The sequence below is a fragment of the Streptomyces sp. NPDC032126 genome, assembly GCF_055580085.1.
On record NZ_JBVIMA010000001.1, the window covers coordinates 41,131 to 60,217 of the forward strand.

The following is a 19,087-nucleotide window of genomic DNA, read 5'->3' on the forward strand; positions in this document are numbered from 1 at the left end:
GGGCCGCGGGGGCCGCGTTACTTGACGATGACGCCGATCTTCGGCGCGGGCTCGTTGTGGTAGCCGGCCGGGCCGAGGTTGGCGTCGACGGCCTTCTGCCAGGAGCCGTCGCTGACCATCTTCTCCAGCGCCTTGTTGATCTTGTCGACGGTCGCGGTGTCGCCCTTCTTGACTCCGACGCCGTAGTTCTCGTTGCTGAGCTTCAGGCCCGCGAGCTTGAACTGGCCCTTGTACTGGTCCTGCGAGGCGAAGCCCGCGAGGATCGAGTCGTCGGTGGTGACCGCGTCCACGGCGCCGTTCTGCAGCGCGGCGATGCACTCGGAGTAGGAGCTGTACTCCTTCAGGTCGGCCTTCGGGGCGATCGACTTCTGGACGTTCTGCGCCGAGGTGGAACCGGTCACGGAACACAGCTTCTTGCCGTTGAGGTCCGTGCCCTTGGTGATGTTCGCGTCCTTCTTGGTCAGCAGATCCTGGTGCGCGAGCAGGTACGGGCCGGCGAAGTCGACCTTCTGCTTGCGCTCGTCGGTGATCGAGTAGGTGGCCGTGATGAACTTGACGTCACCGCGCGAGAGGGCGTTCTCGCGGTCGGCGCTCTTGGTCTCCACGAACTCGATCTGGTCCGGCTTGTAGCCGAGCTCCTTGGCGACGTAGGTGGCGACGTCCACGTCGAAGCCGGCGAAGGAACCGTCGGGCTTCTTCAGGCCGAGGCCGGGCTGGTCGTACTTGATGCCGACCTTGATCTTGCCGCCGCCGCTGGATCCGCTGCTGCTCTCGTCCTTGTTGTCGCCGCCGCACGCGGTGGCGGCCAGGGACAGGGCGAGTACGGCTGCCGAGGCGGCGGTGACCTTGCGGAGCTTCATGGTGAACATCCTTTGAGTGGTGTCAGATGCGGGGCCGTCGGTGCGGGTGGCGCGGATCGTGGAGGCGCTGTCGCGCCGTCACTGGTGAGGGATCTTCGAGAGGGAAGTCCTCAGTGGTGCAGGATCTTCGAGAGGAAGTCCTTGGCGCGGTCGCTGCGCGGGTTGCTGAAGAACTGGTCGGGCGCAGCCTGTTCGACAATGCGGCCGTCCGCCATGAACACCACGCGGTTTGCGGCCGATCGTGCGAAACCCATTTCGTGGGTGACCACGATCATGGTCATGCCGTCCCGGGCCAGCTGCTGCATGACCTCCAGCACCTCATTGATCATCTCGGGGTCGAGGGCCGAGGTCGGCTCGTCGAAGAGCATCACCTTCGGCTCCATGGCCAGCGCCCGCGCGATCGCGACACGCTGCTGCTGGCCGCCCGAGAGCTGCGCCGGGTACTTGTCGGCCTGGGTGCCCACGCCGACCCGGTCGAGGAGGGCACGGGCCCGCTCCTCGGCCTTCTTCTTGTCACTCCTGCGGACCTTGATCTGGCCCAGCATCACATTTTCGAGCACGGTCTTGTGCGCGAACAAGTTGAAGGACTGGAAGACCATGCCGACATCTGCACGCAGCCGGGCCAGCTCCTTGCCCTCCGCGGGCAACGGCTTGCCGTCGATCGTGATGGTGCCCGCGTCGATCGTCTCCAGGCGGTTGATGGTGCGGCACAGCGTCGACTTGCCGGACCCGGAGGGCCCGATGACGACGACGACCTCGCCGCGCGCGATCGTCAGATCGATGTCCTGGAGAACGTGCAACGCGCCGAAGTGCTTGTTGACGCTCTTCAGGACGACCAGATCGCCGGTGGGGACCGCGTCTTCCTTGGTCACCGATACTTCGGTCATCGCTATCGGGCTCCGTCCTCCTCGGTTTCGCAGGACAGTAGTGACCGGCCGCGACCAGCGTCATTACATCTGAGGGGAATCTGAGCATCACGATCCGATAGCAATCGGACACGTGTCGTAGCACTTGCGACCAGTGCGCGTATCGGGCGGATAACGGTCGTCACCCGCAACCGGAACCCACTTGACGGCGTCCTCGTCCATCAGCGTGACTGCCTTGATGCACGCGCGCGTGGACGCGTGTCGGGACACGCCCCACCCGTAGGTGTTTGTAGTGAGTCCTACCGTACGCACGATGAACCGGAGGAGGCCGGAATGAGACTGCTGCTCGTCGAGGACGACAACCATGTCGCCGCCGCGCTGTCCGCGGTGCTGAAGCGGCACGGTTTCGACGTCACCCACGCGCGCAGCGGCGAAGAGGCCCTCCAGGCGCTGGTGCCCGAGGGCCCCGGATTCGGCGTCGTCCTGCTCGACCTGGGCCTGCCCGACCAGGACGGCTACGAGGTGTGCGGCAAGATCCGCAAGCGCACCGCCACCCCGGTGATCATGGTGACCGCCCGCTCCGACGTGCGCTCCCGCATCCACGGGCTCAACCTCGGCGCCGACGACTACGTCGTGAAGCCCTACGACACCGGCGAGCTGCTCGCCCGGATCCACGCCGTCAGTCGGCGCACCGTCCCGGAGGACGCGGCCACCGGCGGCGAGGGCGCCCTGCGGCTCGGCCCCGTCCAGATCGAACTGCCCACCCGGAGGGTGACCGTGGACGGCACGGTGGTCCAGCTCACCCGCAAGGAGTTCGACCTCCTCGCCCTGCTCGCCCAGCGCCCCGGAGTGGTCTTCCGCCGGGAGCAGATCATCAGCGAGGTCTGGCGCACCAGCTGGGAGGGGACCGGGCGCACCCTGGAGGTCCATGTCGCCTCCCTGCGCGCGAAGCTGCGCATGCCCGCCCTCATCGAGACCGTACGAGGCGTCGGCTACCGGCTCGTCGCCCCGGCCGCGTAGCGGGCCCGGGTGCGCACACGACTGCTGCCGCTGCTCATCGTCCTGATGGCGGCCGTGCTGCTCGCCCTCGGCGTCCCGCTCGCCGTCAGCGTCGCCGGCGCCGAACAGCAGCGGGTCGTCGTCGACCGGATCGACGACACCACACGCTTCGCGGCCCTCGCCCAGTTCGTCTCCGCCACGACCGACGCCAACGGCACCACCTCCACGTCGATGAACGAGCGCCGCCGCACGCTCGCCCGTGAACTCGCCAGCTACTACGACGTCTACGGCGTCCGTGCCGGTGTCTTCTACCGCACCGACACCCCCATGGCTCAGGCGCCCAGGGACTGGTTCCTCCCCGAAACGGGCGAGGTCCGGGACGCCTTCGAGGAGGCGCTGCTCAGCCGCCGCAGCCACGATCCGCAGCAGGTGTGGCCCTGGCAGCGCCGCCATCTGATCGTCGCCTCGCCGGTCATCCGGGACGGCGACGTCATCGCCGTCGTCGTCACCGACTCGCCCACCGGGCCCATGCGCTCCCGCATCCTGCACGGCTGGCTGGTCATCGGCGCCGGCGAGATCGCCGCGATGCTCCTCTCCATCGGTGCCGCGCTGCGCCTGACCGGATGGGTCCTCAGGCCCGTCCGCGTCCTGGACGCCACCACCCACGACATCGCCACCGGCCGCCTGAAGTCCCGGGTCGCGGCCGCCGGCGGGCCGCCGGAACTCCAGCGGCTGGCCCGTTCGTTCAACGAGATGGCGGACAACGTCGAGGACGTGCTGGAGCAGCAGCGCGCCTTCGTCGCCGACGCCTCGCACCAGCTGCGCAACCCGCTCGCGGCGCTGCTGCTGCGCATCGAACTGCTCGCCTACGAACTGCCGGAGGGGAACGAGGAGATCGCCTCCGTCCAGGCCGAGGGCAAACGCCTCGCCCAGGTCCTGGACGACCTGCTCGACCTGGCCCTGGCCGAGCACACCGAGGCCGACCTGAGGATCACCGACATTGGCGCGCTGACCGCCGAGCGCGTCGCCGCCTGGGCTCCCACCGCCGAGGCCAAGGGGGTGCGCCTGACCGGCACCTGCCCGCCCACCACCGCCTGGGCCGACCCCGTCACCCTGTCCAGCGCCCTGGACGCGGTGATCGACAACGCGGTGAAGTTCACCCCCGAGGGTGAGAGCGTCGAGGTGGGCGTCACCGCCGACGGAGACACCGCGACCGTCGTCGTCAGCGACAACGGGCCCGGACTCACCGACGAGGAACTCGCCCGCATCGGCGACCGCTTCTGGCGCAGTGGCCGTCACCAGAACATCAAGGGCTCCGGCCTCGGCCTCTCCATCTCCCGGACCCTGCTCGCGGCGGGCGGCGGCTCGATCTCCTACGACCGCCACGAGCCGCACGGCCTGACGGTCACGGTGCGGGTGCCGAGGACGGCGGAGCAGTAGCGAACGGCGGGGCTACGGCACCGAGTGGTGCTTCACGGCTTGACCGAGCGGTAGTAGCGGCGGGCGCCCTCGTGCAGGGGGAGCGGGTCGGTGTAGATCGCCGTGCGCAGGTCCACGAGCTGGGCGGAGTGCACATGCGCGCCGATGCCGTCCCGGCTCTTGATCACCGTGCGGGTCAGCCATTCGGTGAGGCGGGGGTCCATGTCCGCGCGGGTGATCAGCAGATTGGACACCGCGATGGTCGGCACGGCGACACCGTTCTGAACCGTGGGATAGGCCGACTCGGGCATGTTCGTGGCCCGGTAGTAGCCGGTGGCGTCGTCCCGGATGTGCATCTTCGCCACCAGGTCGGCGTTGATCGGCACGAACCGGAAGGCGAAGCCGTCGGCCAGCTCCGCCAGACCGGCCGTCGGCACCCCGCCGGACCAGAAGAACGCGTCGATCCCGCCCGCCTTCAGCCGCTGCGGGCCGGTGTCGATGCCCTCCGCGACCGCCGTGACGTCCTTCGCCGGATCCAGGCCCGCCGCCTCCAGCACCCGGTCCGCGATCAGCCGCACACCCGAGCGGGGCAGCCCCGTCGCCACCCGCTTGCCCCGCAGATCGGCGACCGACCGCACATCCGAGTCACGCGGCACGACCAGCTGGACGTAGTCGTCGTAGAGCCGGGCGACTCCGCGCAGCCGGGCCCGCGCGGCGCTGTGCCCGGCCTCGTATGTCTGCACCGCGTCGGCCGCGGCGATGGTGACGTCGGCCTGGCCGGTCGCCAGCCGCTCCACGTTCTCCTGCGATCCGTTGCTGGTCAGCAGTCTCACGTCGAGGCCGGGCATGTCCTTGGCCAGCTCGGTGCGCAACCGGCTGCCGTAGTCCTGGTAGACCCCGGCCGGCGTCCCCGTGCTGAAGGTGATCGTCCCGCTCGGCGGCTCCTCGCCCAGCGGCAGCAGCCACCACAGCAACAACCCCAGCACGACGACACCGACACCCGCGCCCTGCAGCGCGCGCCGCCTGCCGATACGGGGGAACTTCCTGACCATGGCGGCGATCCTGCCAGCAGCGCGGGGCGCTGAACAGGGCCGAGGTCACAGGAGGGCCCGGTGATGGGGGGAGCGGTGCCGTCGACGTGGTCGGTGGGGATCGGTGCCGGGGGATTGTCAGTGGGCGTCGATACAGTCGGTGGCATGAGTTCCTCGCCCGTCCACCTGGTCCGTGAGTTCCACCGCGCCTTCGGCCTCGACGCCCGCACCGTGCCGACGGCGGTGGCCCCCGAGCTGGCCGCGCACCGCGGGGAACTGCTCGCGGAGGAGGCCGCCGAGGTCGCCGAGGTCTCGGTGAGCGGCCCCCTGGACAAGCTCGCGCACGAACTGGCGGACGTCGTCTACGTCGCCTACGGCACCGCCCTCGTCCACGGCATCGACCTCGACGCGGTGATCGCCGAGATCCACCGCTCCAACATGACCAAGCTGGGCCCCGACGGCCAGGTGGCCCGCCGCGCCGACGGCAAGGTCCTCAAGGGCGAGCACTACGAGGCGCCGGACGTGACCGGGGTGCTGCGCCGCCAGGGCTGGATACCCGACGGCGCGGCCTGACCCGGGTCAGGAGGAGGAACCCGCCAGCCTCCACTCCCGGTGCAGCGTGCCCAGCGGGATGTCCCGGTGGAGCACCGGCGTGCCGAACACCGACAGCTGAAGACGCAGGGTGCCGGTCAGATCGACCCCGCCGTACACCGCCCAGGATCCGTCGGCGCCGAACACCGTCCCGGTGCCGGTGACCGTTCCGGCGCCCTCGCCACGGACGTACGGCGCCAGATCGGCGAGGACGCCGACCGTGCCGTAGAGGCCGACGCTCGCCTGCGCGCCGAGCGCCGCCCGCACGGAACCGGCGCTCGTGACGGAGGTGCGCACCGGTGTGCTCGTGATGCCGGACTCGCTGACCGGCGTCCAGCCCCGCGCGGGGCCGAAGGTGCCGCCCGCCCGGAAGTCGCCCTTCAGGCTCTGCCGCACATCGACGGTGACCTTGCCGTCGCCGCTGATCTCGACGTAGCAGGTCAGGTCGAGGTTGACGACGACCGGGACGGGGCCGACCTGCAGCACCGGGTCGGCGTGCAGCTTGGCGAAGGGGATGCGGACCGGCGTGGCCGAGGCGCCGGCACGACCCTTCAGCGCCCAGCCGGAGGCCCAGTCGCCGGACACGCCCAGATAGGCCGAGGCGGGTGCGGCGCCGGTGCCCTCGCCGCCGTAGCGGAAGTCGACCTGGGGGGCGACCTGCACGAACCCGGAGACGGAGGCGGAGGCCGACGCGACGGAGCCGCCCGCCGTCGGCAGGGCGGCCGTCACATCGAGCCGCAGACTGCCGAGCGGCACGGTGGCGCCCTTCGGGCCGACCCGTACGTCGCCCGCCTTCGACCAGGAGACGTCGACATCGGGCAGCAGCTTGTCCACGGTGAAGGCGGCCGGGTCGACCGGAACGGCGCCCTGCGCGGTCTCGTCGCCGAGGAGCGCGTTGAGCCGCGCGGGCTCGGTCCGTACGGCCGTGCCCCCGTCGGTCTCGCCGAGCACCTCGGTGACCTTGGCGAGCAGCCCGTCGGGCGCACCGGGCGCCGGAGCACTGGCGATCACGTCGCCGACGGCGGGCCGGTCGGACGGGGCTGCGGATTCGGACGCGGACGCGGTGGCGGTCGCGGTCGTGGAGGGTGACGTGGCGGCCGGGTCCGCCGACTGCGGAGGCTTCTCTTGCTTCTCTCCGCTGTTCGGGGTCGCCGTGCTCTCCGGGCTCGTCGGCTTCCGCAAGCCCTTCGGCCGATGGGAGATGACGGCGCGTCGGGTCTTGCTGTCGTACGAGCTGACGCTGAGCGTCGTCGTATGGGCCCGGCCGCCGGACGCGCCCGGGTGGGCACTGGCGGTCGCGGCGTCCGCCGGGGCCGCGGCGACGGCCATCGGGCGGTCCTCGGAGGCGGCCGTCGCCCCCGCGTCGGCCCGGGGAGTGGAGGCGGCGGCCGCTGTGTCGTCGGTGCCGCCCGGAGCGGCGGAGCAGCCCACGACGAGAAGGAGGGCGGTTGCGGCCAGTGCGGGCATGAGGGCGCGTGCGGGCCTCGTGCGTCTGCGCAAGGTCAGTCCTGAGGTGTGGTGGGGGGTGGTGAGGGGACACCGGCGGGCGGGGGCGCCGAGTCGCGCGCAGGCGGGAACTCCAGTTTTCCTACCGGCCGGTAATAAGGCGTGAGCATGCCACGGCGGCCTCACCGGCACTCCACAATCCGGCCACACCGTGATGTGTCACGCGTCACCCCAGGCGCCCACCGGCGTCTTCTCCGTCGTCTTCGCGCCCGGGATGCCCACGCCCGGGCGGAGGCCCGCGGCACCGCGACCAGCGGGTCGCGAGCCGCTCCGTGCAACGCGCGGTGAGCGGGCCGAGCACCACCAGGAGGACGACGTGGGCCGTCGCCAGGGACGGCTCGATCCCGGCGGTGACCTTGAGCCCGCGATCACGATGAGCAGGCCGACGCCGGCCGGGGCACCACCGGCACGGCCCGTCCCAGGATGCGGGGCGCGGGACGGCCACCCCCGTCGCCCGGCGCGACGAGCGCCACGGCTCCGGACACGCGCGCAACCCCTACGCTTGAGGCATGGCCGACCGGCCGCGATGCGTCGTCCCGTACGGGAAGGCGGTGGCGTTCCATGCGGTACGTGGCGGTGAGCGCGCTGAGCCATCCCGGCCTGCTCCGCGAACGCAACGAGGACAGCCTGGTCGTCGGACCGTGGACCCTGTGCGCCACGGTGACCGAGAGCCCGCAGACCCTCGTCTTCCCGACCGGGACGCCTCTGGTCGTCGCCGTCGCCGACGGGCTCGGCGGACACCCCGGCGGTGATGTGGCCAGCGCCCTGGTGGCGCGCCGCATCGCCTCGGTCGGCCCCGCCCTGAGCGACGAGGACACCGTCCGCGACGCCTTGAACGCCTGCAACCGCGCCGTGTTCGAGGCCTCGGGCGGCGACGCCGGAAGTGAGCTCACGGCCATGGGGACCACGGTCGCGGGCGCCGTCCTGAGGCCCGGCTCGGTGATGGTGTTCAACGTGGGCGACAGCCGGGTCTTCGCGGCCTCCCCGGACGGGCTGCGCCAGGTGAGCGTCGACGACAGCCCCCCGCTCGACCCGGGGCAGCGCACCACGTCCCTCGTCACCCAGTGCCTGGGCGGCACGCGCGCGTACCGCCCCGTCCAACCCCATGTGACGGCCGCGTCCCTGTCTCCCGGCGACCGTTACCTCATCTGCACCGACGGCCTCACCGACCCCGTGCCGCCGGAGACCCTGGAGGAGGTGATGGGGGAGTACGACGACGGACGGGCGGCCTTCGAGCTGTGGAAGGCGGCCATCGAGGCGGGCGGCCCCGACAACATCACGCTGGCCGTCGTACGCGTCGCGGACGAGTAGCGCGGACCGCGCGGTACAGCCGCCCGTCCCTGCGGGGAAAGGGGCTCGCGGGAACAGGGGCTCGCGGGAACCACCTACCCTTGACGCATGACCAGCAGCAGCGACCGGAGCCAGGCAGTGGGCGTGAAGACCTATGAAGTGCGCACCTACGGGTGCCAGATGAACGTCCACGATTCCGAGCGATTGTCCGGGCTGCTCGAAGAGGCCGGGTACGTACCCGCGCCCGAGGGGTCGGACGGCGACGCGGACGTCGTCGTCTTCAACACCTGCGCGGTGCGTGAGAACGCCGACAACCGGCTCTACGGCAACCTCGGTCGCCTGGCCCCGAAGAAGGCCTCGCGCCCCGGCATGCAGATCGCCGTCGGCGGCTGTCTGGCGCAGAAGGACCGCGACACCATCGTGAAGCGGGCGCCCTGGGTGGACGTCGTCTTCGGCACGCACAACATCGGCAAGCTGCCGGTCCTGCTGGAACGCGCGCGCGTGCAGGAGGAGGCGCAGGTCGAGATCGCCGAGTCGCTGGAGGCGTTCCCGTCCACCCTGCCGACCCGGCGCGAGAGCGCGTACGCGGCGTGGGTGTCGATCTCCGTCGGCTGCAACAACACCTGCACCTTCTGCATCGTCCCGGCCCTGCGCGGCAAGGAGAAGGACCGCCGCACCGGCGACATCCTCGCCGAGATCGAGGCCCTGGTCGCCGAGGGCGTCTCCGAGATCACGCTGCTCGGCCAGAACGTCAACGCGTACGGCTCCGACATCGGCGACCGTGAGGCGTTCAGCAAGCTGCTGCGGGCCTGCGGCACGATCGAGGGCCTGGAGCGCGTCCGCTTCACCTCCCCGCACCCGCGCGACTTCACGGACGACGTGATCGCGGCGATGGCGGAGACGCCGAACGTCATGCCGCAGCTGCACATGCCCCTGCAGTCCGGCTCGGACACCGTCCTGAAGGCGATGCGCCGCTCCTACCGCCAGGACCGCTACCTCGGGATCATCGAGAAGGTCCGCGCCGCCATCCCGCACGCCGCGATCACCACCGACATCATCGTGGGCTTCCCCGGCGAGACCGAGGAGGACTTCGAGCAGACGCTGCACGTCGTGCGGGAGGCCCGCTTCACGCAGGCGTTCACCTTCCAGTACTCCAAGCGCCCCGGCACCCCCGCCGCGACCATGGAGAACCAGATCCCCAAGGAGGTCGTGCAGGCGCGCTACGAGCGCCTCGTCGCCCTCCAGGAGGAGATCTCCTGGGAGGAGAACAAGAAGCAGGTCGGCCGCACGCTGGAGCTCATGGTCGCCGAGGGCGAGGGCCGCAAGGACGGCGCCACGCACCGCCTCTCCGGCCGCGCCCCCGACAACCGCCTGGTGCACTTCACCAAGCCGGAGCAGGACGTGCGCCCCGGCGACGTCGTCACCGTCGAGATCACCTACGCGGCCCCGCACCACCTGCTCGCCGAGGGCGCCGTCCTCGACGTGCGCCGCACGCGCGCGGGCGACGCCTGGGAGAAGCGCACCGCGGAGAAGGCCGCCCAGCCCGCCGGCGTCATGCTCGGCCTGCCGAAGATCGGCGTACCCGCACCGCTTCCGGCGGCGACCAGCGGCTGCGGCTGCGACTGAGGAGTGACGCCCCGCGGCCTCGCGGGGATACGCTGCCGATCATGCTTGTCGCCGCCGCAGTCTGCCCCTGCCCGCCCCTGCTCGTGCCCGAGGTCGCCGCGGGAGCGGCGCCCGAGCTGGACGTGGCGCGCGCCGCATGCGTGGACGCGCTGGGCGTGCTCGCCGCCGCACGGCCGGACCGGCTCGTGGTCGTCGGGCCGGCCGAGGAGCCGGGGCAGGGGGCGTTCCCGGAGGGCGCGCGGGGGTCGTTCCGCGGCTTCGGCGTCGACATGGACGTACACCTCGGCCGTCGGGCCGCGGAGGCCGCGCACGCCGTGCGGGCGGACGACGAGCGCCCGCTGCCGCCCTCGCTCGCGGTCGCTGCGTGGCTGCTGGGACGCGTCGGCTGGGCCGGCACCCCGGTCGAGGCGGTCGGCGTGGCAACCTCCCTCGCCCCCGAGGAGTGCGCGGCGGCGGGACGGGAGATCGCCGCGCGGGCCGAGCGGGTCGCGCTGCTCGTGATGGGCGACGCGAGCGCCTGCCGGACGCTGAAGGCGCCGGGGTACCTCGACGAGCGCGCCGCCCCCTTCGACGCCGCGGCCGGCCTGGCCCTCGGCACGGCCGATGTGGCGGCCCTGCGCGCGCTCGACACCGGCCTCGCGGCCGAACTCAAGGCGTACGGCCGCGCCCCCTGGCAGGTCCTCGCGGGCGCCGCCGAGAACGCCGGGCTGACGGGCGCCCTGCTGTACGAGGACGCGCCGTACGGCGTGGGATACGTCGTCGCCACGTGGTCGTAGTTCACGTCGCCGGGCCGTAGATCCCCGAGGGTCGCGTTCCGGCCGTACATCCCTGAGGGGCGCCTTCCAGCCGTAGATTCCCGACGGTGCCTCCCGGCCGTGATCCCCGACAGCCGCCTCCCGCTCGCGCGCAGCCCCCGCACACGGCGGACGGCCGGGAGCGGGGTGCTCCGCGGCCGTCCGCCGTTCGGGGATGTGTCCGCAGCTTTCAGGAAGCCGGCGGGGGCGCGTCCGGAGGCGGGGCGGACCTGTCCTTACCGCCCTTGTGCGCGAGCCGGTCCATGGCCCCCTTCGCCTTGTCGGTGCCCGTGTGGATCTTGCCGCTGTACTTGCCCTTGGTCTTCTCGTCGACGACCTTCGCCGCCCTGTCGAGACCGTGCTGAATCTTGTCCCCGTGCTGGTGGGCGAGGCCCGAGACCTTGTCCTTCGCCGGGGCGAGCCTGGCCTTCATCTTGTCCACAAGACCCATGGGTCACCTTCCCTTGTGGGCCCGTTACGTACGGGCGCCCTCGTCGGCCTCGCTGTCGGCCGCCTCGTCGGCGGACTGCTGCCGGGGGATCTCGACGCCCTCGGCAGCGACGGGACCGGCGTCCTCCGCCGCCTCCGCCGCGTCCCCGGCCTCGTCCGGCTCCGTCGCCGGCTCGGCCGCGGTCCGCTCCGCCTCGGGCTCGGCCTCGGGCCCGGCCTCGGCGGTACCGGCCGCTGCCTCACCGGCGGCCGGAGCCTCCTCGGCGGTCACGCCGTCCGTGACCGTCTCCTCAGTGGCCTTCGACCTCCGGAGAAGTCGCGCAAAAACGCCCATATCCACTCCATACGTTACTCGTGCGGGCGACATCCCGCGTGGTCCGGGCTCCCCTGATCGGGCGAAGCCGGAAGCGGGAAGCGTCCGCGTTCGCCGCCCGCGCGCGCCCCGGCGCCGGGAAACCTCGCAACGGGCAACGACGCGGAACCCGTGCCGTCACGTAACCCGTTCGAGGGTGGGGCCCGAGGTTTGGGAGACTGTTCCGGTGAGCAGTGCACCCCCCTCCCCCCGCGTCATCGCCGTCGTCGGACCGACCGCGGCCGGAAAGTCCGATCTCGGCGTCTTTCTGGCCCAGCGGCTCGGCGGCGAGGTCGTCAACGCCGACTCCATGCAGCTCTACCGAGGGATGGACATCGGCACCGCCAAGCTGACGCCCGAGGAGCGCGGCGGCGTCCCGCACCACCTGCTGGACATCTGGGACGTCACCGAGACCGCGTCCGTCGCCGAGTACCAGAGACTCGCCCGCGCGCGGATCGACGCCCTGCTCGCCGAGGGCCGTTGGCCCGTCCTGGTCGGCGGCTCCGGGCTCTACGTGCGCGGCGCGGTCGACCACCTGGAGTTCCCCGGCACCGACCCCGAGGTCCGCGCCCGGCTGGAGGAGGAGCTCACCCTGCGCGGTCCGGGCGCCCTGCACGCCCGCCTGGCCGCCGCCGACCCCGAGGCCGGGCGGGCGATCCTGCCCAGCAACGGCCGGCGCATCGTCCGCGCCCTCGAAGTGATCGAGATCACCGGCAAGCCCTTCACGGCCAACCTGCCCGGCCACGACTCCGTCTACGACACCGTCCAGATCGGCGTGGACGTGGCCCGCCCAGAGCTCGACGAGCGCATCGCGCGCCGGGTCGACCGGATGTGGGAGGCCGGGCTCGTGGACGAGGTACGCGCGTTGGAGGCGCGCGGGTTGCGTGAGGGGCGTACGGCCTCGCGCGCGCTCGGCTACCAGCAGGTGCTCGCGGCGCTCGCCGGGGAGTGCACCGAGGACGAGGCGCGCGCCGAGACCGTCCGTGCCACCAAGCGCTTCGCGCGCCGCCAGGATTCATGGTTCAGGCGCGATCCCCGGGTGCACTGGTTGAGTGGGGCTGCGGCGGATCTCACAGAACTTCCGCACCTCGCACTGGCGTTGGTCGAACGACCGGTTACAGCCTGATCACGTCATGGCATCGGGACGCCCAGGCCGCCGTCCGGGCATGCGGTGCCGTGCCATCATCGAGCTTCGATCGACCAAGTGGAGTCCGAGTTGGGAGGGCGCGTGGCGATGGAGGCCGGCCCTCGCGACACCGCACAAGGGACCGAACCCCTCACCACCGAGTGTGGTGAAGCGGAGCCGGACGACGACCGTCCGGACCGGGGCGAGGCACCCCTGGAGCGGGCCGACGACCGCGCGCTCGGCGAGGGCGACGGTGACGGCGACGGCGACGACGGGGCAGTGCGGGACACCGACGCGTTCGGCTCCGAGGCGCTGGGCTCCGACGCGCTCGGCTCGGATGCCCTCGGCCCGGACGTGCTCGGCTCCGACGCGCTGACGTCCGACACCCTCATCTCCGACGGATTCGACGACGACCCGTCCGACGACATGGTCGACGGCGTGACCGACGACGGTCCCGAGCCCGAGGAGATGTTCGCCGGCGGCCCCGAGGTCGAGGTCGAGCTGCGCCCGCAGCGCCGGCTGCGCATCTGGCAGCTCGCCCCCATCGTTGCCCTGGCCGCGACCGGCTCCCTGATGTTCGCCTTCCCGCTCGCCTTCGACTTCGGCGACAGCGGGGCCGTGATCGCCATGCTGGGCCTGCTCATCTGCTCCTGCGCGGCCGGCTGGGGCATGATGGCGGCCCGCAGGGTCGGTTACACGTGGCCGGGCCTGCCGCAGCGGGGCTCCGGTCGCAGACCGGACTGGCGCGTCGTCCTGGCCTACGTCGTGATGGTGGCCGCGGTCGTGAGCCTGGCGGTATGGCGCGTGGCGCGCCTGCGCTGACGACGCCCTCAAACGCGCCCCGTTACAGCACGCCCCGGTACAGCGCGTCCTGAAACGCGCCCCGGTGCAGCGCGTCCCGGCACGGCGCGCCCCGAAAGGCGCGCGGGGAACCGCGCGAACAGCCACAACGGCCCCGCACCCCTCACCCCTGCTTCGGCTCCCCCCGCGAAGCGCCCCGTACGATCGAGGCATGAGCACGCGGATCGCCTTCCTCAAGGGTCACGGCACCGAGAACGACTTCGTGATCGTCCCGGACCCCGAGAACGCCATCGACCTGTCCCCGGCCGCCGTGGCCGCCCTGTGCGACCGCCGCGCCGGCATCGGCGGCGACGGTGTGCTGCACGTCGTGCGGTCCGCCACCCACCCCGAGGCCGAGGACATGGCGTCCGAGGCGGAGTGGTTCATGGACTACCGCAACGGCGACGGCTCCATCGCGGAGATGTGCGGCAACGGCGTCCGGGTCTTCGCGCGCTACCTCCAGCACGCCGGACACGTCGGCGAGGGCGACCTCGCCGTCGCCACGCGCGGAGGCGTGAAGAGCGTGCACATCGCCAAGGACGGAGACGTCACCGTCGGCATGGGCAGGGCGCGCCTCCCCGAGGGCGACGTCACGGTCAGCGTCGGCGAGCGCAGCTGGCCCGCGCGCAACGTGAACATGGGCAACCCGCACGCGGTGGCCTACGTGGACGACCTCGCGGACGCGGGTGACCTGTACTCCGCACCGCCCTTCAGCCCGGCCTCCGCCTACCCGGACGGCGTCAACGTCGAGTTCGTCGTCGACCGGGGCCCCCGGCACGTCGCCCTGCGCGTGCACGAGCGCGGTTCCGGCGAGACCCGCTCCTGCGGCACGGGCGCGTGCGCGGTCGCCGTGGCCACCGCCCGCCGTGACGGCGCCGACCCGGCCGTCACCGGCACACCGGTCACGTACACCGTGGACGTGCCAGGCGGACGCCTCGTCATCACCGAGCGGCCCGACGGCGAGATCGAGATGACCGGTCCCGCCGTGATCGTCGCCGAGGGCGAGATCGATCCGCAGTGGCTGGAAACCGCCGTGCGCTGACCGGCGCCCAGGCTTCGGATCACAGGCCCGGGGGGCGTGCACGGCACGAGTGCGCTCCCGGGGATCGTCCGTGCATTCGACATCGCGTCCCACCCGCTCAGGGTGGCGTGAAACCGTAAACCTCCTTTTCATCGCTCGAATGGGTGATCCGTTTCACGCTCGGCGAGAGCGGGTCTGTCGCGCGTGGTGGGCTCGGTAGCATCAAGCACCGGCCCGGACGGGGGACCGTTGCCAGTCCCCTGAGCCGTGTCCGCCCTGGGACACCCCGTCCGCCGGTCCACGCAGCCGGAGGTGCCCATGAGTGCGGAGGCCACGAATCCCGCGACCCCAGGCCCGGTAGCGCCTGCCGCGCCCCGCAGGCGCAGCCGCCCCCGCATCGATCTGCGCCGGCTGGGCCGGGCGGCGCTGCTCGGCCCCGCCTCACGCGACCGGCTGCCCGACGCGATCGGACACGTGGTCGACGCCCACCGCGCCCACCACCCCGACGCCGACCTCGAACCGCTGCGCCGCGCCTACGTCCTCGCCGAGTCCTCGCACCGCGGCCAGATGCGCAAGAGCGGCGAGCCGTACATCACGCACCCGCTCGCCGTGACCCTCATCCTTGCCGAACTCGGCGCCGAGACCACGACCTTGACGGCCTCTCTGCTCCACGACACCGTCGAGGACACCGATGTGACGCTCGATCAGGTCGGCGAGCAGTTCGGCGCGGAAGTGCGCTATCTCGTCGACGGCGTCACGAAGTTGGAGAAGGTCGACTACGGCGCGGCCGCCGAGCCCGAGACCTTCCGCAAGATGCTCGTCGCCACCGGCAACGACGTGCGCGTGATGTCGATCAAACTCGCCGACCGGCTGCACAACATGCGCACCCTCGGCGTGATGCGCCCCGAGAAACAGGCCCGCATCGCCAAGGTGACCCGCGACGTCCTCATCCCGCTCGCCGAACGGCTCGGCGTGCAGGCCCTGAAGACCGAACTGGAGGATCTGGTCTTCGCGATCCTCCACCCCGAGGAGTACGAGCACACGCGCGAGCTCATCGTCGACAACGCCTCCCGCGCCGACGATCCGCTCGCCGAGTTCGCCGACGCGACGCGCGCCGTGCTGCGCGACGCCGGCATCCCGGCCGAAGTCCTCATCCGGCCACGGCACTTCGTCTCCGTGCACCGCGTGGCCCGCAAACGGGGCCGGCTGCGCGGCACCGACTTCGGCCGGCTGCTCGTCCTGGTCAACGAGGACGCCGACTGCTACGCGGTCCTCGGCGAACTGCACACCTGTATGACGCCCGTGGTCTCGGAGTTCAAGGACTTCATCGCCGTACCGAAGTTCAACCTGTACCAGTCGCTGCACACCGCCGTAGCCCTTCCCCAGACCCGTACGGACCCGGCCTCCGGGACCTCCCTGACCGGGCAGGTCGTCGAAGTCCTCATCCGCACCCACCAGATGCACAAGGTCGCCGAGGCCGGCGTGGTCGCCCTCGGCAATCCCTACGCCGCCTCTCCCGAGGAGCAGGCCACCGGGGAGGGCGAGCGCGCCGACCCCACCCGCCCCGGCTGGCTCTCCCGCCTCCTCGACTGGCAGGAGGCCGCCCCCGACCCCGACACCTTCTGGTCCACCCTGCGCGAGGACCTCGCCCAGGACCGGGAGATCACCGTCTTCCGCCCCGACGGCGGCACGCTCGGCCTCCCCGAGGGGGCCACCTGCGTCGACGCGGCCTACGCGCAGTACGGCGAGGACGCGCACGCGTGCCTCGGGGCGCGCGTCAACGGCCGCCTGGCGACCCTGAGCACCGTTCTGCGGGACGGGGACACCGTCCAGCTCATCATGGGCCAGGACCCGGCCTCGGAGCCCTCCAGGGAGTGGCTGGAGCACGCCCACACCGCGGCCGCGCGGATCGCCATCCAACGCTGGCTGGCGGCGCACCCGGGAGCGGACGGGACCGAGGGCGGGGCGGACGCGTCGAGGACGGAGAGAGCGGAAGGGGCGGGAACCGTCTCCGGCGCGGTACCGGCGCAGGAAGGTGCCGCCGTACGCCCCACCCCCGCCGACGCGCCCCTTCCCGCCAGTGCGCGCCCCGGCGCCGCGCTCACCGTCCTCGGGCGGCCCAAGGCGAGTGTGCGGCTCGCCGGGTGTTGTACGCCCGTGCCGTCCGACGAGGTCACCGGGTTCGCCGTACGCGGGGGAGTGGTGACCGTGCACCGCGTGGAGTGCGCCGCCGTGGCGCGGATGAAGGGCGGGGGGCGCGCGGAGATCGACGTGCGCTGGGGAGACACCACCGAGTGCCGGGTCACCCTGATCGCTGAATCGTTCGGCCGCCCGCATCTGCTGGCCGATCTGACCGAGGCGATGGCCCTGGAGGGCGCCGAGATCGTCTCCGCGACGGTGGAGCCCCCGACCCAGCAGCGTGTCCGCCACACCTACACCGTGCAACTCCCGGACGCCGCCCACCTGCCCACCCTCATGCGCGCGATGCGCAACGTGCCCGGCGTGTACGACGTCAGCCGAGCCCAGCATCACGCCTCGGCGTCCTGAGGGACCACGGACAACTGACGACGGACGACTGGCGACGGAGCCGGGCTCGGACACGCGCGCGTGATCGCCCGTCAGCCCCGTCAGCGGTACGCGCGCGTGAGGAACCCGTTCGGGTGGGCCGGGCGCGCGTCGCCACCGCGGAACCGGTCCGCGCTGGTAGCGGTGGTGCATGCCGCTCACCCCCCGCACCGGAACCTCCCGCCGCCTGCGCGCGGGCGCCCTCCTCGCCTCCGCCGTCTCCCTGTGCCTCGTCGCCGCGAGCGCCCCGGCCACGCCGCTCGGCCTCGGCGACCGCCTCTTCCCGTACCTCGGCAACCCGGGATACGACGTGGCGTCGTACGACCTGTCCTTCACGTACTCCGGCAGCAACAGCGAGCCCCTGCAGGCGGTCACCACGATCGACGCCTGGACCACCGCCGACCTGGACCGCGTCAACCTCGACTTCGCCCACGGCACGGTCGACTCCGTCGAGGTCGACGGCGAGCCCGCCGCCTTCACCACCGCCGGTGACGACCTGGTCATCACCCCGGAGGACCCGCTGCCCGAGGACAGCTGGATGCGGATCACCGTGCGGCACACCAGCGACCCCGTCTCCGACCCCGACCGGGACGGCCCCTGGGTGCGCACCTCCGACGGGCTCGCCATGGCCAACCAGGCCGACGCCGCCCACCTGGTGTTCCCCTGCAACGACCACCCCTCCGACAAGGCGTTGTTCACCCTGCGGATCACCGTGCCCAACGGCTACACCGCCGTCGCCAACGGCCTGCCCGCCGGCGTCGACCGGGTCGGCCGCGCGACGACATGGACGTACCGCACCCAGCACCCCATGGCCACCGAACTCGCGCAGGTCTCCATCGGACGCTCCACCGTCCTGCGCCGCGAGGGCCCGCACGGCCTGCCCGTCCGCGACGTCGTGCGCACCGAGGACCGTACGGCCCTCGAACCCTGGCTGCGGAAGACGCCCGACCAGATCGCGTGGATGGAGGACAAGGTCGGCCCGTACCCCTTCGAGACGTACGGGCTGCTCATGGCCGACGCCTCCACCGGCTTCGAACTGGAGACGCAGACCCTCTCCCTCTTCGAGAAGGACCTGTTCACCGAGCCCGGCTATCCCGCCTGGTACGTCGAGTCGGTCATGGTCCACGAGCTGTCCCACCAGTGGTTCGGCGACAGCGTCAGCCCGCGCGCGTGGTCCGACCTCTGGCTCAACGAGGGACACGCCACCTGGTACGAGGCCCTGTACGCCGAGGAGAAGGGCAAGCGCTCGATGGACGCGCGCATGAAGGCCGCGTACGGCGCCTCCGACCGCTGGCGCGCGGCCGGAGGCCCGCCCGCCGCCCCCGAGCCGCCCGAGCCGGGCCAGAAGATCGGCATCTTCCGCTCCAACGTCTACGACGGCGCCGCGCTCATCCTGTACGCCCTGCGCGAGGAGATCGGCCGCCCCGCCTTCGAGCAGCTGGAACGGGACTGGGTGCGCGAGCACCGGGACGGCACCGCGTCCACGGCCGACTTCGTCGCCCTGGCCTCCCGGATCGCCGGACGCGACCTCGGCGGCTTCCTGCACGACTGGCTCTACGGCGCGAAGACCCCGCCGATGCCCGGCCACCCGGACTGGAAGCCGGCGCAGACCGCGAAAGCACCGACCGCGAAGGCGCCGGCCGCGAAGGCTCCGGCCGCCAAGCCCGGGAAATAAGGCGGTGACGAGACGCGCCGTCCCGTGCGACCATCGTCGGGTCGGCGCGGCACGGGACACGGGAATCTCCCGGGGC

Annotated in this window: 17 protein-coding genes; 11 read left to right on the forward strand and 6 right to left on the reverse strand. The window is 72.1% G+C overall.

All coding sequences use genetic code 11. The features are described from left to right. Window positions 1-17 precede the first annotated feature (17 nt). The gene (locus ACZ5NW_RS00170; protein WP_468741404.1) at window positions 18-860 is read right to left on the reverse strand and encodes a glutamate ABC transporter substrate-binding protein; all 843 of its coding nucleotides are present in this window, start codon (window positions 858-860) and stop codon (window positions 18-20) included. Between the two features lie 110 nt (window positions 861-970). Continuing rightward, the gene (locus tag ACZ5NW_RS00175; protein ID WP_468741405.1) at window positions 971-1,747 is read right to left on the reverse strand and encodes an amino acid ABC transporter ATP-binding protein; all 777 of its coding nucleotides are present in this window, start codon (window positions 1,745-1,747) and stop codon (window positions 971-973) included. A 312-nt stretch (window positions 1,748-2,059) separates the two neighbouring features. Between ACZ5NW_RS00175 and ACZ5NW_RS00180 the strand changes: the two genes are divergently transcribed. Next, a complete protein-coding gene (locus ACZ5NW_RS00180) occupies window positions 2,060-2,746 on the forward strand; it encodes a response regulator transcription factor (protein ID WP_468741406.1) in 687 nt (228 codons plus the stop codon). A 9-nt stretch (window positions 2,747-2,755) separates the two neighbouring features. Beyond that, window positions 2,756-4,165 (forward strand): sensor histidine kinase, encoded by a 1,410-nt coding sequence (locus ACZ5NW_RS00185; protein WP_468741407.1) that lies wholly within the window; start codon window positions 2,756-2,758, stop codon window positions 4,163-4,165. Between the two features lie 32 nt (window positions 4,166-4,197). Here ACZ5NW_RS00185 and ACZ5NW_RS00190 read toward each other — a convergent pair whose 3' ends face one another. Continuing rightward, on the reverse strand, window positions 4,198-5,196 hold the full coding sequence (locus ACZ5NW_RS00190; protein ID WP_468741408.1) for a TAXI family TRAP transporter solute-binding subunit: 999 nt from the start codon (window positions 5,194-5,196) through the stop codon (window positions 4,198-4,200). 144 nt (window positions 5,197-5,340) lie between these two features. Between ACZ5NW_RS00190 and ACZ5NW_RS00195 the strand changes: the two genes are divergently transcribed. Then, window positions 5,341-5,748 (forward strand): pyrophosphohydrolase domain-containing protein, encoded by a 408-nt coding sequence (locus tag ACZ5NW_RS00195; RefSeq protein ID WP_468741409.1) that lies wholly within the window; start codon window positions 5,341-5,343, stop codon window positions 5,746-5,748. Between the two features lie 6 nt (window positions 5,749-5,754). Here ACZ5NW_RS00195 and ACZ5NW_RS00200 read toward each other — a convergent pair whose 3' ends face one another. After that, the gene (locus ACZ5NW_RS00200) at window positions 5,755-7,233 is read right to left on the reverse strand and encodes a hypothetical protein (protein WP_468742945.1); all 1,479 of its coding nucleotides are present in this window, start codon (window positions 7,231-7,233) and stop codon (window positions 5,755-5,757) included. A 600-nt stretch (window positions 7,234-7,833) separates the two neighbouring features. Here ACZ5NW_RS00200 and ACZ5NW_RS00205 point away from each other — a divergent pair. From ACZ5NW_RS00205 to ACZ5NW_RS00215, 3 genes are all read left to right on the forward strand, one after another. Then, window positions 7,834-8,583, forward strand: coding sequence for a PP2C family protein-serine/threonine phosphatase (locus ACZ5NW_RS00205; protein ID WP_468741410.1), 750 nt, complete (start codon window positions 7,834-7,836; stop codon window positions 8,581-8,583). A gap of 87 nt (window positions 8,584-8,670) precedes the next feature. Beyond that, window positions 8,671-10,188, forward strand: a complete 1,518-nt coding sequence (gene miaB, locus ACZ5NW_RS00210) for a tRNA (N6-isopentenyl adenosine(37)-C2)-methylthiotransferase MiaB (protein ID WP_468741411.1) — start codon at window positions 8,671-8,673, stop codon at window positions 10,186-10,188. 41 nt (window positions 10,189-10,229) lie between these two features. Next, entirely contained in the window at window positions 10,230-10,964 is a 735-nt protein-coding gene (locus ACZ5NW_RS00215) for a class III extradiol dioxygenase subunit B-like domain-containing protein (protein ID WP_468741412.1), read from the forward strand. Between the two features lie 208 nt (window positions 10,965-11,172). Here ACZ5NW_RS00215 and ACZ5NW_RS00220 read toward each other — a convergent pair whose 3' ends face one another. After that, window positions 11,173-11,433 (reverse strand): antitoxin, encoded by a 261-nt coding sequence (locus ACZ5NW_RS00220; RefSeq protein ID WP_468741413.1) that lies wholly within the window; start codon window positions 11,431-11,433, stop codon window positions 11,173-11,175. Window positions 11,434-11,457: 24 nt separating this feature from the next. Continuing rightward, on the reverse strand, window positions 11,458-11,703 hold the full coding sequence (locus ACZ5NW_RS00225; protein ID WP_468741414.1) for a gliding motility protein: 246 nt from the start codon (window positions 11,701-11,703) through the stop codon (window positions 11,458-11,460). Window positions 11,704-11,971: 268 nt separating this feature from the next. Here ACZ5NW_RS00225 and miaA point away from each other — a divergent pair, with 268 nt between their 5' ends. From miaA to ACZ5NW_RS00250, 5 genes are all read left to right on the forward strand, one after another. Beyond that, complete coding sequence (gene miaA, locus ACZ5NW_RS00230; RefSeq protein WP_468741415.1) at window positions 11,972-12,910, forward strand: tRNA (adenosine(37)-N6)-dimethylallyltransferase MiaA; 939 nt, start codon at window positions 11,972-11,974, stop codon at window positions 12,908-12,910. Between the two features lie 372 nt (window positions 12,911-13,282). After that, window positions 13,283-13,732, forward strand: a complete 450-nt coding sequence (locus ACZ5NW_RS00235) for a hypothetical protein (RefSeq protein ID WP_468742946.1) — start codon at window positions 13,283-13,285, stop codon at window positions 13,730-13,732. Window positions 13,733-13,922: 190 nt separating this feature from the next. Next, a complete protein-coding gene (dapF, locus tag ACZ5NW_RS00240) occupies window positions 13,923-14,792 on the forward strand; it encodes a diaminopimelate epimerase (protein ID WP_468741416.1) in 870 nt (289 codons plus the stop codon). 297 nt (window positions 14,793-15,089) lie between these two features. Continuing rightward, window positions 15,090-17,318 (forward strand): RelA/SpoT family protein, encoded by a 2,229-nt coding sequence (locus ACZ5NW_RS00245; RefSeq protein WP_468741417.1) that lies wholly within the window; start codon window positions 15,090-15,092, stop codon window positions 17,316-17,318. A gap of 169 nt (window positions 17,319-17,487) precedes the next feature. Further along, window positions 17,488-19,011 (forward strand): M1 family metallopeptidase, encoded by a 1,524-nt coding sequence (locus ACZ5NW_RS00250; RefSeq protein ID WP_468741418.1) that lies wholly within the window; start codon window positions 17,488-17,490, stop codon window positions 19,009-19,011. Window positions 19,012-19,087 lie beyond the last annotated feature (76 nt).

Excerpts from the sequence above, each read along its gene's own strand:
- ACZ5NW_RS00170 (WP_468741404.1), bottom strand. The coding sequence starts at position 860 with ATGAAGCTCCGCAAGGTCACCGCCGCCTCGGCAGCCGTACTCGCCCTG.
- ACZ5NW_RS00175 (WP_468741405.1), bottom strand. The coding sequence starts at position 1,747 with ATGACCGAAGTATCGGTGACCAAGGAAGACGCGGTCCCCACCGGCGAT.
- ACZ5NW_RS00180 (WP_468741406.1), top strand. The coding sequence starts at position 2,060 with ATGAGACTGCTGCTCGTCGAGGACGACAACCATGTCGCCGCCGCGCTG.
- ACZ5NW_RS00190 (WP_468741408.1), bottom strand. The coding sequence starts at position 5,196 with ATGGTCAGGAAGTTCCCCCGTATCGGCAGGCGGCGCGCGCTGCAGGGC.
- ACZ5NW_RS00195 (WP_468741409.1), top strand. The coding sequence starts at position 5,341 with ATGAGTTCCTCGCCCGTCCACCTGGTCCGTGAGTTCCACCGCGCCTTC.
- ACZ5NW_RS00200 (WP_468742945.1), bottom strand. The coding sequence starts at position 7,233 with ATGCCCGCACTGGCCGCAACCGCCCTCCTTCTCGTCGTGGGCTGCTCC.
- ACZ5NW_RS00205 (WP_468741410.1), top strand. The coding sequence starts at position 7,834 with ATGCGGTACGTGGCGGTGAGCGCGCTGAGCCATCCCGGCCTGCTCCGC.
- miaB (WP_468741411.1), top strand. The coding sequence starts at position 8,671 with ATGACCAGCAGCAGCGACCGGAGCCAGGCAGTGGGCGTGAAGACCTAT.
- ACZ5NW_RS00215 (WP_468741412.1), top strand. The coding sequence starts at position 10,230 with ATGCTTGTCGCCGCCGCAGTCTGCCCCTGCCCGCCCCTGCTCGTGCCC.
- ACZ5NW_RS00220 (WP_468741413.1), bottom strand. The coding sequence starts at position 11,433 with ATGGGTCTTGTGGACAAGATGAAGGCCAGGCTCGCCCCGGCGAAGGAC.
- dapF (WP_468741416.1), top strand. The coding sequence starts at position 13,923 with ATGAGCACGCGGATCGCCTTCCTCAAGGGTCACGGCACCGAGAACGAC.
- ACZ5NW_RS00245 (WP_468741417.1), top strand. The coding sequence starts at position 15,090 with ATGAGTGCGGAGGCCACGAATCCCGCGACCCCAGGCCCGGTAGCGCCT.
- ACZ5NW_RS00250 (WP_468741418.1), top strand. The coding sequence starts at position 17,488 with ATGCCGCTCACCCCCCGCACCGGAACCTCCCGCCGCCTGCGCGCGGGC.